The 15,765-nt window shown below is 60.2% G+C and carries 15 protein-coding genes; 3 read left to right on the top strand and 12 right to left on the bottom strand.

Going from position 1 to position 15,765, the window contains the following annotated elements:
• Positions 1 to 11: 11 nt before the first annotated feature.
• The 3 genes from K3756_RS18150 to K3756_RS18160 are packed head-to-tail and all read right to left on the bottom strand — an operon-like array spanning position 12 to position 3,124.
• Positions 12 to 830 (bottom strand): SDR family oxidoreductase, encoded by an 819-nt coding sequence (locus tag K3756_RS18150; protein ID WP_259993674.1) that lies wholly within the window; start codon positions 828 to 830, stop codon positions 12 to 14.
• A gap of 2 nt (positions 831 to 832) precedes the next feature.
• On the bottom strand, positions 833 to 1,948 hold the full coding sequence (locus tag K3756_RS18155; protein ID WP_259993675.1) for an acyl-CoA dehydrogenase family protein: 1,116 nt from the start codon (positions 1,946 to 1,948) through the stop codon (positions 833 to 835).
• A 3-nt stretch (positions 1,949 to 1,951) separates the two neighbouring features.
• Complete coding sequence (locus tag K3756_RS18160; protein ID WP_259993677.1) at positions 1,952 to 3,124, bottom strand: acyl-CoA dehydrogenase family protein; 1,173 nt, start codon at positions 3,122 to 3,124, stop codon at positions 1,952 to 1,954.
• Between the two features lie 116 nt (positions 3,125 to 3,240).
• On the opposite strand from K3756_RS18160, the gene K3756_RS18165 reads away from it, so the two are divergent.
• Positions 3,241 to 4,236: an NADPH:quinone oxidoreductase family protein gene (locus tag K3756_RS18165; RefSeq protein ID WP_259993678.1), complete on the top strand. Its 996-nt coding sequence runs from the start codon at positions 3,241 to 3,243 to the stop codon at positions 4,234 to 4,236.
• On the opposite strand, the gene K3756_RS18170 is transcribed toward K3756_RS18165, so the two are convergent.
• Positions 4,233 to 4,889 (bottom strand): histidine phosphatase family protein, encoded by a 657-nt coding sequence (locus tag K3756_RS18170; protein ID WP_259993679.1) that lies wholly within the window; start codon positions 4,887 to 4,889, stop codon positions 4,233 to 4,235. The genes K3756_RS18165 and K3756_RS18170 overlap by 4 nt on opposite strands.
• Before the next feature lie 70 nt (positions 4,890 to 4,959).
• On the opposite strand from K3756_RS18170, the gene K3756_RS18175 reads away from it, so the two are divergent.
• Complete coding sequence (locus K3756_RS18175) at positions 4,960 to 5,427, top strand: MaoC family dehydratase (protein WP_259993680.1); 468 nt, start codon at positions 4,960 to 4,962, stop codon at positions 5,425 to 5,427.
• Here K3756_RS18175 and K3756_RS18180 read toward each other — a convergent pair.
• Positions 5,424 to 5,720, bottom strand: coding sequence for a CcdB family protein (locus K3756_RS18180; RefSeq protein ID WP_259993681.1), 297 nt, complete (start codon positions 5,718 to 5,720; stop codon positions 5,424 to 5,426). The two genes, K3756_RS18175 and K3756_RS18180, sit on opposite strands and share 4 nt — an antisense overlap.
• Positions 5,720 to 5,950 carry a type II toxin-antitoxin system CcdA family antitoxin gene (locus K3756_RS18185; protein WP_259993982.1) on the bottom strand — a complete coding sequence of 77 codons (231 nt, stop codon included), beginning with the start codon at positions 5,948 to 5,950 and terminating at the stop codon, positions 5,720 to 5,722. Before K3756_RS18185 ends, K3756_RS18180 begins: the two co-directional genes overlap by 1 nt.
• Positions 5,951 to 6,076: 126 nt before the next feature.
• Here K3756_RS18185 and K3756_RS18190 point away from each other — a divergent pair, with 126 nt between their 5' ends.
• On the top strand, positions 6,077 to 7,990 hold the full coding sequence (locus K3756_RS18190) for a cache domain-containing protein (protein WP_259993991.1): 1,914 nt from the start codon (positions 6,077 to 6,079) through the stop codon (positions 7,988 to 7,990).
• A 6-nt stretch (positions 7,991 to 7,996) separates the two neighbouring features.
• On the opposite strand, the gene K3756_RS18195 is transcribed toward K3756_RS18190, so the two are convergent.
• The 6 genes from K3756_RS18195 to K3756_RS18220 form a co-directional block, all read right to left on the bottom strand.
• Positions 7,997 to 9,346, bottom strand: a complete 1,350-nt coding sequence (locus K3756_RS18195) for a sigma-54 dependent transcriptional regulator (protein WP_259993994.1) — start codon at positions 9,344 to 9,346, stop codon at positions 7,997 to 7,999.
• A complete protein-coding gene (locus K3756_RS18200) occupies positions 9,342 to 9,467 on the bottom strand; it encodes a hypothetical protein (protein WP_259993682.1) in 126 nt (41 codons plus the stop codon). Before K3756_RS18200 ends, K3756_RS18195 begins: the two co-directional genes overlap by 5 nt.
• Positions 9,468 to 9,471: 4 nt before the next feature.
• Positions 9,472 to 10,746: a c-type cytochrome gene (locus K3756_RS18205; RefSeq protein WP_259993683.1), complete on the bottom strand. Its 1,275-nt coding sequence runs from the start codon at positions 10,744 to 10,746 to the stop codon at positions 9,472 to 9,474.
• Positions 10,747 to 11,943 carry a formate dehydrogenase subunit gamma gene (locus K3756_RS18210; RefSeq protein ID WP_259993999.1) on the bottom strand — a complete coding sequence of 399 codons (1,197 nt, stop codon included), beginning with the start codon at positions 11,941 to 11,943 and terminating at the stop codon, positions 10,747 to 10,749. It lies immediately after the preceding gene.
• 119 nt (positions 11,944 to 12,062) lie between these two features.
• A complete protein-coding gene (gene fdh3B / locus K3756_RS18215) occupies positions 12,063 to 12,656 on the bottom strand; it encodes a formate dehydrogenase FDH3 subunit beta (RefSeq protein WP_259993684.1) in 594 nt (197 codons plus the stop codon).
• Positions 12,657 to 12,669: 13 nt separating this feature from the next.
• Positions 12,670 to 15,630 carry a formate dehydrogenase subunit alpha gene (locus K3756_RS18220; protein ID WP_259993687.1) on the bottom strand — a complete coding sequence of 987 codons (2,961 nt, stop codon included), beginning with the start codon at positions 15,628 to 15,630 and terminating at the stop codon, positions 12,670 to 12,672.
• Between the last annotated feature and the right edge of the window lie 135 nt (positions 15,631 to 15,765).

Raw genomic sequence — 15,765 nt, forward strand, 5'->3', positions numbered from 1 at the left:
GTCGGTTTCTCCTAGAGGGCTTGTTCGAAAATGTTCGGGCCGGACATCACGTTGATGCCGCCCGATACCGGCACGACCGCGCCAGTGATGTAGGCGCCGCCGCGCCCGCAGAGAAACAACATGCACCCCGCAATGTCTTCGTCGCGTCCCACACGGCCCAAGGGTACATCCGCACCGACCTTTTCGCGCATGTCGCTGTCATGTGTCGCAAACGCCGTCATACGGCTGACGAACGGGCCGGGGGCCAATGCGTTGACGGTGACCGATTTGCCCGCAAGCTCCTTTGCCAAAATTTTACTCAGATGCAGCACCGCCGCCTTGGATGCGGAATAGCTGTAGGCGCCATCGCCCATCTCGCGCTCCCCCATCACCGACCCGACGTTCACAACGCGGGCAGGATCATCGACACTGGCATCCCGCATCAACATCGGAAGCAGCTTTTGGGTAAGATCAAAAAGCCCCGCGACGTTCACATTCATTACCTTTTCCCACGCTTCATGCGGAAAATGTCCCAGTGGCGCGCCCCATGTCACCCCCGCATTGTTCATGAGAATATCGAGCTTATCGGTACGCTCTTGGACGGCGGCGACCAGTGCATCGACACCTTCCTTGCTGCCGACATCTCCCGCAAAGCCGATCGCCTTTCCGGGTGCGCCCAGATCATTTAAGGCCTGCGCGACGGCTTCGCAGGCATCGCCCTTGCGGCTGGCCAGCAGTACGGTCGCGCCCGCGCGAACAAGACCTTCGGCAGCCATGCGACCGATCCCCGTTGCACCGCCCGTGACCAGCGCCACTTTGCCGTTCAGACCAAACAATGTTTCGATGTCCATATTCAGAACCCTCTGAGTGCCGCAATCTTTTCGGCGTGATAACTGTAATCGCCCAACCATTCGGCACTCACACGCGCCCGCTTCATGTAGAAGCCCATATCGTAGGCATCGGTCATCCCGATTCCGCCGTGCATCTGGACCCCTTCCTGAACTGCGAGCACTGCGGTCGCGGTCGCCCGCGCCTTGGCCAGTGATACGGCAAGATCGGCGTCATCCGGATGCGCATCGAGCATGCGTCCTGCGTTCAAAATCGCACTGGCGGTCACTTCTGTTTCGCTCCACACATGCGCGGCCCTGTGTTGCAAAGCCTGGAACCGTCCGATTTCGATCCCGAATTGCTTGCGCTCCTTGAGATAGCCAACCGTCATATCCAGCACACCAACCGCGAGGCCCGTCGTCTCCGCCGCCAGCGCGGCCCGACCGGCCAACAAGGCGGGGCGCAAGACCGTCATCGCCTCATCGACATGGCCGATCACGTCCGCGCCATCGGCGACGACATCGTCAAAATCGATCGTTGCGGAATCGCGGGCATCAATCATCCGGTGACGATGCGCCGTGATCCCTGCCCGGTCAGCCGGTACGTCAAAGAGGGTCAGGCCGCCATCGGTTCGCGCCAGCACCAACAGCCGATCCGCAAAGCCGCCATCGACGACAAACCGTTTTTGTCCTTGCAGCCGGAAACCGTTGCCCTCCGTTTGCGCCGCAAGTTGCGTGTCCTCCGGAGCGTGCTTTGGGCCTTCGTCAATGGCCAGCGCGTAGGTCGTTGACCCGTCCGCGATGCGCGCCAATGCGTCTGTGCTGCGTGCGTTTGCCAACTGTCGCAAAGCGGTGGCGGCTATGATCGCGGTCGATATGAAGGGTGACGCCACAAGCGTCTTTCCCATCTCTCCTGCCAGCAGATTTGCGGCTGCGTGGCCCATATCGGATCCGCCCGATGTATCCGGCACCAGCACACCGGCCCAACCCATTTTTGCCATGTCCGACCAAAGCCCGCGGTCGAAATCGCCGTCCGTATCGCGCAATTTGCGCAACGCCGATACAGGTGCGGCATCATCAAGAAATCCGCGCGCCATATCGCGCAGCATGACTTCTTCATCGCTGTGTACCAATTTGACCATGACTTACCCCGGAAGCCCCAACACACGGCGGGAAACGATGGAAAGCATCACTTCGCTTGTGCCGCCTTCAATCGAATTGGCCTTGGTGCGCAACCAGTCCGCTGCGCGGTTCCCGCGCGGGTCTTCCCATGTCAGTGCCTCGGAGCCCGCGGCCTGCATCATCAATTCGTGCCGCCGCTTGTTCAGCTCTGTCCCTTGATACTTGAGCATCGCAGACGCATCGCCTGCACCTTGTCCCGCTTCGGCCTGATCCTTGTAGCGCTCAAGCGTCAGACCAACCGCAAGTGCGTCGATCTCGCAGCGCAGCGCGTCGGCGCGCAGCACCGTATCGTCCAGCCCACCCATCGTGTCCGAGATAATCGCGCCGATGGAACGGCCGTCTCCTGCCAGCCCACCTGCGCCACCGGATATCATTTCGCGTTCGTGTGTCAGCAGGTATTTCGCCACGTCCCAACCACGATTTTCCGTGCCGACAATCTGATCCTTCGAAACAGCGACATCCGTAAAGAAGGTTTCGCAAAACGGCGACGCGCCCGAGATCATCCGGATAGGTCGCGTTTCGATCCCAGCGCTTTCCATATCGATCAGCAGGAACGAAATACCCTTATGCTTGGGGGCGTCACGGTCCGTGCGCACCAGCGCAAAAATCCAATCTGCCTTATCCGCGTACGAGGTCCAGATTTTCTGGCCGTTGACCACCCAATGGTCTCCCCCGTCCGCGCCGTGCGTCTGCACATTGGCAAGATCGGACCCCGCGCCGGGTTCGGAATATCCCTGGCACCAGCGGACTTCACCGCGTGCGATGGGTGGCAGATATTTCAGTTTCTGCTCATGCGTTCCGAAGTGCAGCAATGCAGGCCCAAGCATCCAGATGCCGAAACTCTGCAGCGGGACACGGGCATTGGCCCGCGCCATTTCTTCGACAAAGACCTTTTCCTCGCTTCGCGTGAGACCCGCACCGCCATATTCCTTTGGCCATGTCGGGACGGTGTACCCTTTGGACGCGCACCGTTCCAGCCAGACGCGCTGTGCGTCGCTGTCGAATTCCCATTGCTTGCCACCCCAGCAGATCGCAGTCTCTCCGGCGGCGCCATCACGCATTTCTTCGGGGCAGTTCAGCTCGATCCAGCCCCGCAAATCCGCCCGGAAGGCTTCCAGCCTTTCGTCATCCGACATCGTCCGCTCCCTCGATGATCCGATATTCCGCATAGCAGAATTGCATTTCATTATTGGATTGACAACCACCGCACGGCGCCGCCCTACTGGCTAAAATACCAACAGGAGATCAGACTGTGAAAGCGATGTTGAGTGTGACAACCGGCGGGCCGCAAACGCTCGAACTCACTGAAACAGAAACGCCCACGCCGCGAAAGAATGACGTGTTGATCAGGGTGCGCGCGGCAGGTCTCAACTTTCCTGACACGTTGATTATTCGCGATCTTTACCAGATCAAACCGCCCCGACCCTTCGCGCCGGGCGGAGAGGTCGCGGGCGATGTGATCGCTGTGGGCGAAAATGTATCGCATATCGCGGCAGGTGATCGCGTCTTGGCGCTCACCGGTTGGGGCGGGTTTGCGACACACGTTCTGGCTGAAAAGGAAAAGGTACTCAAAATCCCCGACGCAATGCCCTTCGACGAAGCGGCCTGTTTCATTTTCACCTACGGGACCTCGCATCACGCGCTCAAGGATCGGGCGCTGCTCAAGGCGGGTGAAACCGTTCTCATCCTCGGGGCCGCGGGCGGTGTGGGCGTTGCGGCAATCGAGCTTGCCAAAGCCGCTGGCGCAACCGTAATCGCAGCCGTCTCTTCAGACAAAAAGGCCGCGTTCTGCAAAGAATGCGGCGCGGATCACGCAATCGTCTATCCCCGCGACATGAACCGCGATGCACAAAAGGCATTTTCCGGACGCATCAAGGAAATCGCCGGAAAGGGCGGCGTTGACGTTGTCTATGACGCCGTCGGTGGCGATTATGCAGAACCGGCCATGCGGTCGCTTGCGTGGAAAGGCCGATATCTGGTTGTCGGCTTTCCTGCTGGAATCCCGAAAATTCCGCTGAACCTCACACTGTTGAAAGGCAGCCAGATTGTCGGGGTCTTCTGGGGTGCAGCCGTGGCACGAGAGCCGGAAAACCACGCCGAAAATATGGCCGAGCTGTTTGATTTGTATCGCGAAGGCCATGTGAAACCCAAGATTTCGGCCCGCTTCAAACTGGATCAGGCAGCAGAAGCCCTCGAGCTGATGCAGGATCGTCAAGTGTTGGGTAAGGTCGTTCTGATCGTCGATTAGGGCAGATGGGTACACGCGTTGAAACCACGCACGATCATGCGGCTCCCGTGTACCACGATACGGCTGATGGAGCCGTTGTTTGCGCCGTTGAACGCAAAGCCCGCCGCGCCTGTGGCAACAGACATCGCCGCCCCGACGACGCCCCCGTGTACCACAACTGCGACCAGTTCATCGGGATGCGCCGCTGCGATACGCTGAAGTCCCGCGCGCACACGGCCTTGCAATTGGGCGGTGGTTTCCGCACCGGGGATGGCACCCCATTCGTGGGTTTCGCGGGCCATGACGAATGCCGGATCGTTGGCGGCCGCCCGGAACCGGTATTCGCCCCCGTCCCAATCCCCCAAGAAAACCTCGCGCAGGTCGGGCTCTACACGCGGCGTCAGCCCAAGCGCCAACGCAAGCGGCGCTGCCGTTTGGTGCGTGCGCTGCATCGTTGTGACGTAAATCGCGCTGATCGGCTGTGCGGCTAAATGCGCGGCAACGGCCTCGGCCTGCGCATGGCCTTCAGCACGCAACGGCGGATCACCCTGTCCTGCGATCATCGGAAAGTCTTGGCCGCGCTGCGCCGCCATGGTTTCACCGTGCCGGATCAACAAAAGATCTGCCGCACCGGCGGGTGGCTTGAACCGATGTTGGCGTGCTTCCTTAGACATGCTGATATGCTCCTTGATCACTACGCAGTTAGGCACACAGACTGTCCGAATACCACCGAAAGGAAACCCGATGTCCGCAATGAGCGACGCCCTCGCAGCAGCACAAGACGCCATCGGCACCGAAATCGGGCTGTCCGACTGGATTACCGTGGATCAGACGATGATTGATGCGTTCGCGGCCACCACGCGCGATGATCAATGGATCCATATCGATGAAGAACGGGCATCCAAAACGGAATTCGGCGGCACGATCGCACATGGCTTCCTGACGCTGTCGCTTGCCAGCCGCTTTGCGTACGATGCTTTGGGCACCTTGCCGGGGCAGGTCATGGGCGTGAACTATGGCATGAACAAATTGCGGTTCGTGACCCCTGTGAAAGCCGGAGCGCGGATGCGCGGCCGGTTCGTGTTGCAAGGCGCGTCCGCGCGCGGGCCCAATCAAATGTTGCGCGAAACGCATCTCACGATCGAGATTGCAGAATGTGAGACGCCCGCGCTTGTTGCCGAATGGCTGGGCCTCGTCATCTTCGCGGATTAAAATCCCTGCATCAGCATATCGATTGCGGCAGTCACCTCATCGGCCTGTGGCGCAAGGGTATCGACAGGCGGTCCAAGTGCGGCCACTGGAACCGCTGCCATGAACTGGGTCACCATGACATGCGGCGTGGCAGCCAGTTCGAATACGGGGTTCAATCGACGCGCGGGCAAAGGTGCCAAGTGCTGTGGCAATACCGGCACGATCATACGGGTGTTCAATTCATCAAGCAGGTCACTTTGTACATCCAACAAAAATCCACCGTGGACGTGGGCATAAAGATCAAACCTTGCCATCAGAATTGACGGAACCGGTCCAGTGGCAAGCCGTGCGTGTCGACAAAAGCGTTGGAACTGCGAAGTGCCTCCGCGTTCTCGGCCTTCCATGCTTCGGTACGGGCGGCAGCCACTGCTTGCCGGACGCCGGCTTCTGCCGCGCGGGACAAATTGATCTTAAGCGCGCGCGCTTCGAGCAAGAGATCGGTATCAAGCGAGAGATTTGTGGGCTTGCGGCTAAGTGCATTCATCATCCGTCCTCCTTGCGTACACACTACGCGAGCAGAATATACGCGTCAATCATGCGCACGTTTGTGCTCACTTGCCCTGCGAGGCAAACCGCGCCATCCTTTTACACAGGGGGATCATACCATATGATGACGTCGGTTCGCTTGAGGCTGCTGGTGATTGCGCTGTTGCCGCTCATCGTGCTTATGCCGCTGTTGCTGCTATTGGGTCTCTCGCGCTGGACAACCGATTACGACAACGTGCTGACAGCCAATGTCGAAAGCGACCTGCGCATCGCCGAGCAGTATCTCGGAACGATAATGCTCAGCACACGTGAAGATTTGGGCGGAGTGGCACAGTCGGTACGTTTCGCAGATGCCATCGCGGGCGGGGGCCGCGCGCTGGATGGGTTTCTCGCGACCGAGCAGAAAGCGCTCGGCCTCGATTTTCTCTACTATCTGCCGCGCCCCGAAACAGCGCCTAAATGGCCCGTCATCCGCACCGCACTGAACGGTCTTGCTGACAGCCGAATCGATATTTTCGACGCGGATGATCTGCGCCCTCTTAGTCTCGCCGATGCCGCGACTGTGGAGCTGATCGAGACCGAAGCCGCGGTGCCGACCGACCGCTCCGTGGAAGACCGCGGTATGATCGTGCATGCCGCCGCCCCTGTTGGGCCAAATGCTGCTCAGGGTGTTCTGGTGGGTGGCATCCTGCTCAATCATAATCTCCAGTTCATCGACCGCGTTAACGCGCTGGTCTATCTCAACGCCGTAACCGGAGGCGAACGGCAAGGCACCGCCACCCTCTTTCTCGAGGACGTGCGCGTCTCGACGAATGTGCGGCTCTTCGAGGACGTGCGCGCCTTGGGCACCCGCGTGTCCGCCGAAGTGCGCCGCGCCGTGCTGGGCGAAGGGCGCACATGGCTGGCCCGCGCCTTTGTTGTGAACGACTGGTACGTTTCGGGGTACCTGCCGATCAACGATAGCTTCGGCGTGCGTGTGGGCATGCTGTATGTCGGGTTCCTGGAGGCCCCGTTCGCGGCGGCGAAACGTGATGCATTCATCTGGATGTTGGGCGCATTCCTCGTTGTTCTGGCGATTTCGGCGCCAGTCTTCCTGTGGCTGGCCCGCGGAATTTTTGCGCCGCTTGAACGGATGATACAAACCATGACGCGGGTGGAACGCGGCGATCTGGCGGCACGCAATGGCAACATCGGCGGTCAGGGAGAAATCGGGCAGGTCGCCGCACATCTCGATCGGTTGCTTGGCGAAATACAACTGCGGGATCGTGATCTGAACGCCCGCGTCGAAGCCCGCACCACACAGCTGCGCGAGGCAAATGCCAAACTCGAAGCAACGACGCAACAGCTGGTCATGTCCGAAAAGCTGGCGGCGATCGGCGAAATTACGGCGGGCGTGGCACACGAGATCAACAATCCTGTCGCCGTGATACAGGGCAACGTCGATGTCATCCGCGACGCCCTTGGATCTGCGGCCGCACCGGTGGAAACGGAACTGTCGCTCATTGATCGGCAGATCAGCAGGATCTCCGCGATTGTCGGCAAACTGTTAAAATTCGCGCGGCCCGCAGACTTCGGCGATGGGGCCGAAATCGAATTGCGTCCCGTGATCGAGGAATGCCTGCTGCTGGTCGATCACGTCCTGCGCAGCCAACAGATTGCAGTGCAGACCCATTTTGAGCCAGCCCCATCCGTGCGCATCGATCTGGGTGAATTCCAGCAGGTTATCGTAAACCTGATTGTGAACGCAGCGCAGGCCATGCAAACGTCCGGAAGCCTGATCATCCGCTTGCGCGCGCAGGACCGCGATGGCGTTGCCGGCGTTTGTCTCACGCTCGATGATACGGGGCCAGGTATCCCAAAGGACAAGATCGGCAGCGTATTTGACCCCTTTTTCACAACCAAACCGGGTGAAGGTACGGGGCTCGGGCTGTCGATTTCGCAAACCATCGTGCGGTCGGCGGGCGGATGGATCACAGCACACAATCGCGAAGACGGGGGCGCACGGTTCGAAGTTTGGTTGCCTGCTGCTGCGTCGTAAACGCGCTTACATGCCCCAATCGGCGCATTTACGGTCGATCGTCTTTCGGGAAACACCCAACCGCCGCGCCGCTTCGGCACGGTTGCCGCCACATTGGTCCAGCACATGCACAATATGGCGTTGCGTGACCAGATCGAGTGTCTCGATCGCCCGATCTCCGACAACGTCACCTGCGCCAGCGAATTCCGGGGGGAAGGCCCCCATGATGACGGACCTTTCAATGGTGTTGCGCAGCTCTCTCACGTTACCGGGCCAATCATGCCTGCGCAGTTTGAGTAAAGTCTCCTCGTCCAGCGGCAGAGGCGGGAGGCTGAGGTCTTGGGCAAACATCTGCATGAAATGCGCTGCCAACTCGACAAGATCATCCGCCCGGTCGGCCAGCGGGGGCATGGGTACCAAAACGACATTCATCCGGTGATACAGGTCCGCCCGGAATTCACCTTGGGCGACGCGCGCATCGAGCTTCTGGTTGGTCGCGAAGAAGAACCGGAGATCCAGCGGTATCTCACGTTCGCAGCCAAGCGGGCGTATGCGCCCATCCTCCAACACACGCAGCAACGCCGCCTGAACGTTGTCGGGCAGCTGCGCCACCTCGTCGAGAAACAGGGTGCCGCCCTCCGCCAGTTCCAGCAGCCCGGGCGTGCGGGCCGCCCCGTCCGACTGCACACCGAAAAGCTGGGCAACAAACTGGTCTGGCGCGAGCGTGGCACAGTTCACGGCAACAAAAGGGCGGTCGGCCCGGTCGGACAGCGCATGCAGCGCACGTGCCGCGACCTCCTTTCCGGTTCCGCTGGCGCCCGTGAACAGGGCGGGCGTTTGCAGCGGCGCAAGCTTGGCAAGTGTATCGCGGACCTTCGCCATCACCGGCGACGTGCCGATCATTTTATGTTGCGTGCCTTCGCCCGACAGCGCGTGGCGCAGCAGGCGATTGTCACGTTGCAGATTGCTGCGATCCAGTGTTCGGGCCACGGCGTTTAGAATCTGGTTCGCACGAAACGGCTTGAGTACAAAATCGCTCACCCCTGCCCGCAGTGCAGCGATTGCTGTTTCCAGATCCGCGTATGCCGTGATCAGGATCGTATCGGCGTAAAGCCCCAGTCGACGCTGATCGGCGATCCAGTCCAACCCGGTCTTTTGCGGCATGATGTTGTCGAGAATGATCAGGTCAAAGTGGCCGGTATCCAGATGCGCCGATGCCTCTTCGGCTGACGCAGCCTGTGCCAGTCGCCTAACCCGCGGCTCGAGAATGCGCGAAAGGAAATGGCGCATGCCCGGTTCGTCGTCGATCACAAGGATCGCCGCGCGGGCAAGGATGGGCCCGTATGCCTCGCTGTCTTCGAGCGGCAAGGTGTTAATCCACCCGAACGCTATCGCTCGAATAGGTGTCCTGCGCCGAGAACCCGATTTCGTTCAGCACAAAGTACGCCCCCACCCCGATAACTGTCATGACGGCAAAACCAGCGAACATGGCTTTCATGGTGTTACTCTCCTGTCGTGGCCTGTTTGAGAAACGCGATCATGTCGGCCCGGTCACGTGGCGCCGCAATCACCTGCATCGGCATCTTCGATCCCGGGATATAGTGGTCAGGCCCTTCGTCGAACAGGGCATCGATTGTGTTTTCGTTCCAGATGATGTCGGACACATCCAGCGTGTCCGAGTATTGATAGCCAGCGACCGTTCCCGCGCGGCGCCCGAATACGCCGTGCAGTGTGGGGCCCGCGCGCCGCGACGGCCTTGCGTCAAGGCTATGGCAAATCGAACATTTTCGCATGAACTGGCGTTCTCCGTTCGGCATGGTTGCCGCGTCGCGCAAAAAACTGCGGTTGCCACTGATCTGATCACCTACCTCGCCAAGCAGGTCGACAGGCCAACCATAGACAACGTCGTCCAGACCTCCGGCATAGATCGTACCCCCTTCGGGCGAGAACGCGAGCGCCCAGACCGGCCCCTGTCGCGTGGCCCTGAAATCACGTGCGATCCGCATCTTGTCGGTGTCGATCACCATGATATACCCCTCGCCGTCCCCGACAGCGAGCAGTCCCTCATCGCCGGCAACCGCGAGGGAAAGTATCGGACGGCGATCAAGTGTGAAATCCGCAATCTGCGCGCCAGTTTCAGCATTGATGATCCGTGTCCCGCCGTCGACCGCACCGTAAGCCAGCCACCCATCGCTCAGCACGATGCGGTTGATACCGAATCCGTGTTTGACCACCGGACGCGGGCGGCGATCGTCGGCACTGTATCGGAGCAAATCACCCGCGGCAGTTCCGACAAAAAGCGCGCCATTGCGGTCAAACGCGACAGCGTTCACGGCCGCACCCGCAGTGGGCAGCGGCACAGGATCGCGCCCATCCTCAAGCGGCCACAGCGTGACACTGCCATCCCAGGAACCTGCCGCCACATAGCGCCCATCCGGTGAGACATCGAGGCTGGCGATTTTGCCTGCATGGCGACCAAGTTCGCGGGGGCTTCCGTTTTCCCAAACCAGAACGGCGAAGTCATCGGCACCGGAGATAATCCCTCCTTCGGGTCCGAGCGTAACCGCTGTCACGGCAGCCGCGTGTCCGTCATGCCATGTTGGGACGCCGTCACGCCAATGCCCCACAGCATTGTCGAAGCTGCCGCTGACGACGGTCCCGTCCGCACCGACGGCAAGCGCCATGATCGGTCCACCGTGTCCTTTCAGCGTGACGAACTCCTGCGCGTGCGCCGCAGAAGAAAGCACCATCAGCATCAAGGCGGCCAGCGCGCGCATTCACTCTGCCGGTGTTGCGCCCTTGGGCGACACGGCATCTTTTTCGCGCATCTCTTCGAGCCAGATCGAGTGGTGCTGCTCGGCCCAGGCTTCGTCAACTTCGCCGGACCCCATCGCATCATAGGCGCCTTCCATGCCGAGCGTGCCGATATAGATATGACCGAAAATGATCGCCATCATTACAAACGCGACAATCGCGTGCCACAGCTGGGCATATTGCATTTCTTCCTGCGGCGACATCTGCGTTGGCAGCGGATCAAGGCCTACAAGCCCTGTGGCGCCGATGTCGTTGAAGATACCGAAGGTTTTGGCAAAAAGCGGAAGCTCGTAGGGGAACAGGAGCGACAAACCCGAAAGCGACACAGAAAAGCCCAGCACGATAACGGACCAGAAAATGATCTTTTGACCGAAGTTGAATTTCTTGGCCGGGGGGTGTTTCGATCCGACGATACCGCCCGCCTGTTTGATCCAGGTGATATCGGTGCGATCGGGGATATTGTGCCAGACCCACATGAAAAAGACGACCACCAGCGCAAGCATAAACGCCCAAGATACATTGTTGTGGATAAACTTCGATACGGTGAGCAGCCACGCGTTGAGCTCGAGCCCGAACGTCGGCGCGATAAACTTGCGACCGATGAGCGTGAAGATTCCCGTCAGCCCGAGCAGGATGAATGATCCGGCCAAGGTCCAATGCGCCATGCGCTCAACGAACTTGAAGCGCTCTACCGTGCGGCCATTCTTGCCGCCTTCGATACGGATACGTCCGCGCAACAGGAAGAAGACCGCAAGCAGGATGAGCGTTACGGCAAGCAGGCCCATGCCGTATTTCAACAACGGTCCTTCACGGAACTGCAGCCACCACATGCCACCGTCCTGCATCAGCACCCGCCCGCGCGTGTCCATGGTCGAAACGGTGACATCCGCTGTCCCGAAACGCAACGCACGCCACAGGTCAGGATCGGAAGCGCCACCCAAAGTGCCCAACTGGTTTGCGATGCCTGCCGCGCTGTCCGGATCACCGGTGTTGGCGCGTCGCGCGGCATTATCGACGTCTTGTCCGTTTTGCCGGGCCATGATGTCTTCGAGCGTCGGCGCACCCCCGGTCGCGCTTCGATCGACAGGTTCGTTTTCTTGTGCGGCCAGCGGCATAGCCAGCGACATCATCAGAAAAATGGCGGTCAAAAGACGGTGCATCATGTGATCCCCGATACCTGTTGTGCTGAATAAAGGAAGCATCGAGGGCCGCTTTCACCGCCCCCAATGTAAATTCTGATCCGCGCCCGTTCTGACAGGCGCGGATGTCTCAGGCGGGTTCAGCCGCCTTTTTGGTCGTAGGCTGTGCCCCAACCCCAGGCGCCCGATCCGAAACCGCGCGCCACGACGCGCTCGCGGTAGATCGCCGACACCACATCACCGTCACCGGCCAGCAGCGCCTTGGTCGAACACATCTCGGCACAGATCGGCAATTTGCCTTCCGCGATCCGGTTGCGCCCGTACTTGGCGAATTCGGCGGTGGAGTTGTTTTCTTCGGGGCCACCGGCACAGAAGGTACATTTGTCCATCTTGCCACGGCTGCCGAAGTTGCCCGCCTGCGGATACTGCGGTGCCCCAAAGGGACACGCGTAGAAACAGTAACCGCAACCGATGCACAGGTCCTTGGAGTGCAGGACAACGCCTTCTTCGTTCTGATAGAAACAGTCTACCGGACAGACGGCCATGCATGGCGCGTCAGAGCAGTGCATGCAGGCGACCGAGATTGATCTTTCACCCGGTTCGCCGTCCTGAATGGTCACAACCCGTCGTCGGTTGATACCCCAGGGCACTTCGTGCTCGTTCTTACATGCGGTGACACACGCGTTGCATTCGATGCAGCGCTCGGCGTCACACAGGAACTTAGCTCTAGCCATTTTCCATTCCTCCTTATGCTGCCGAGATCTTGCAGAGAGTGGCCTTGGTCTCCTGCATCTGGGTCACTGAATCGTAGCCATAGGTCTGGGCGGTGTTCGTACTTTCACCCAGAACATAAGGGTCCGCCCCATCGGGGTATTTGGACCTTTGGTCTTCGCCCTGGAAATGACCGCCGAAGTGGAACGGCATGAAGGCCACGCCCTCTCCGACACGGTTTGTCACCATGGCCATCACCTTTACCTTGCCGCCTTCCGGGCCTTCGACCCAGACATCGTTCCCGTCCCGAACACCGAGGTTGTTGGCATCGCGCGGGTTGATTTCCACGAACATGTCCTGCTGCAGCTCGGCCAGCCAGGGGTTCGACCGGGTCTCGTCCCCGCCGCCCTCGTATTCGACCAGACGGCCGGATGTGAGGATGATCGGATAGTCCTGGCTGAAATCCTGCTTCTGGATCGAAGCATACATCGTGGGCAAGCGGTAGAACTTGCGGTCCTCGTAGGTCGGATAATCCGCCACCAGATCGCGCCGGTTGGTATAGAGCGGCTCGCGGTGGACAGGAACCGGATCGGGGAAGGTCCAGACGACGGCACGGGCCTTGGCGTTGCCGAAGGGCGCACAGCCGTGCTTGATCGCGACCCGCTGGATGCCGCCAGACAGATCGGTCTTCCAGTTCACGTTGGACACCCGGTCGTCATAATCCGACGGGAAGGGTGACATGCTGGATTCGCCCAGCTCCTTGAACCCCTCGAGCGACGCACCCCGGGCAATCCCGCGGCGTTCCTCTTCGGTCAGATCACCGTCCCACCCCAGGTCCTTGAGCATCTGGAAAGTAAATTCGGGATACCCATCCTGAATTTCCGATCCTACCGAATAGACGCCCTCAGCCAGCAGGTTGTCGCCCTCGCGTTCCACACCGAAACGGGCGCGGAAGGTCAGACCGCCCTCTGCGACAGGCTTGCTCATGTCGTAGAGGTTGGGGGTGCCGGGGTGTTTCATCTCGGGCGTGCCCCAGCACGGCCATGGCATACCATAATAATCGCCGTCCGCCGGACCACCGATCGCCTGAAGCGTGGTGCGGTCAAACGTATGCTGGTTGGCCATGTGCAGCTTGATCCGCTCAGGGTTTTGGCCGGTATAGCCAACGGTCCACATCCCTGCATTGAACTCGCGGGTGACGCTTTCGATGTTGGGCGTGTTTTCGTCTTCCATCTCGATGTTGCGGAAGAAACGGTCGGCCCAGCCGAATTTATTCGCGAACAAACCGATGATTTCGTGGTCCGGTTTGCTTTCGAACAAAGGCTCGATGATCTGGTCGCGCCACTGCAAGGACCGGTTTGATGCGGTCACCGAACCGCGCGTCTCGAACTGGGTCGAGGCCGGCAGCAGGTAAACACCATCGGTGCGATCATGCAGGACCGCCGAAACGGTCGGGAACGGGTCGACCACGACAAGCATGTCGAGCTTTTCCATCGCTGTTTTCATTTCGGTCATGCGGGTCTGCGAGTTGGGCGCGTGGCCCCACAGAACCATGGCACGCACACGGTCGGCCTGATCAGTGTTTTCAGGATCTTCCAGAACACCGTCGATCCAGCGCGACACCGGAATACCGGTGAGATTCTGAAGCGACTTTTCCTTGCCGTCCGCACCTGTGGTCTTGGCAAACTGCGCGTTCAGCCATTCGCCGTCTTCGCCCCAGACGCGGCCCCAGTGGCCCCATGCGCCTGCCGACAGACCGTAGTAGCCCGGCAGCGTGTGGCTCAGAACGCCAAGGTCGGTTGCACCCTGCACGTTGTCGTGGCCACGGAAGATGTTGGTGCCACCGCCGCTGGTGCCCATGTTGCCAAGCGCCAGCTGCAGCACGCAATAGGCGCGCGTGTTATTGTTGCCGTTGGTGTGCTGGGTCCCGCCCATGCACCAGATCACGGTGCCGGGGCGGTTATTGGCCATCGTACGGGCCACCCGCTTGAGCTGTTCGCCCGGTGCACCAGTAACGCGCTCGACTTCTTCGGGCGTCCACTTGGCCACTTCTTCCTTGATCTGGTCCATGCCCCAGACACGGGTGCGGATGAATTCCTTGTCTTCCCATCCGTTGTCGAAGATGTGCCACAAGATACCCCAGACCAGCGCCACGTCCGAACCGGGACGGAAACGCACATATTCATCAGCGTGCGCGGCCGTACGGGTAAAGCGCGGATCGCAAACGATGACGGGCGCGTTGTTCTGTTCCTTGGCCTTCAGCAGGTGCAACAGCGAAACGGGATGCGCTTCGGCCGGGTTGCCGCCGATGATAAAGATCGCCTTTGAATTGTGGATGTCGTTGTAGCTGTTGGTCATGGCGCCATAGCCCCATGTGTTCGCAACACCCGCAACAGTGGTGGAGTGACAGATCCGCGCCTGGTGGTCCACGTTGTTCGTGCCCCAATAGGCGGCAAACTTGCGGAACAGGTAGGCCTGTTCATTGTTGTGCTTGGCCGAGCCCAGCCAGTAGACGCTGTCCGGTCCGCTTTCTTCGCGGATGTTCATCATGCCGTCGCCGATCTCGTTGATCGCCTGTTCCCAGCTGATGCGGACCCATTCGCCGTTCTCTTTTTTCATCGGGTACTTCAGGCGGCGCTCGCCGTGGGCGTGCTCGCGTACCGATGCGCCCTTGGCGCAATGGGCGCCGAGGTTGAACGGGCTGTCCCAGCCGGGTTCCTGACCCGTCCAGACCCCGTTTTGCACTTCGGCAATGACTGTACAGCCAACCGAACAGTGGGTGCATACCGATTTAACCGTATCTACTTTGCCAGTGGCAGTGGCGGCGGATGCTTGCTGCACCGTGCCTCCTGTGGCGGCAACGGCCGCAAGACCCCCAATGGCCAGACCTGATCCGCGCAGGAACGCGCGCCGGTCTACGGATGCGTTTGCCGCGTCCGACAGGATACTTGTCCGCTGGGAGCGTCGCGCAACCCCGTTGGTCTTTTTCCTCAACATAATGTTGTTCCTCCCTCGCTTGCGGGGCCTTTTCGGACCGTCGCTTGCTTGGCTACGATGATGGCTTGCAGCAGTCGGGCGTCACGCAACCAGTCGCTGTTTGCCGGTTTTCGGCGACCGGCGGCTGCCGGACGT

Source organism: Sulfitobacter sp. S190 (assembly GCF_025141935.1).
GTDB lineage: Bacteria > Pseudomonadota > Alphaproteobacteria > Rhodobacterales > Rhodobacteraceae > Sulfitobacter.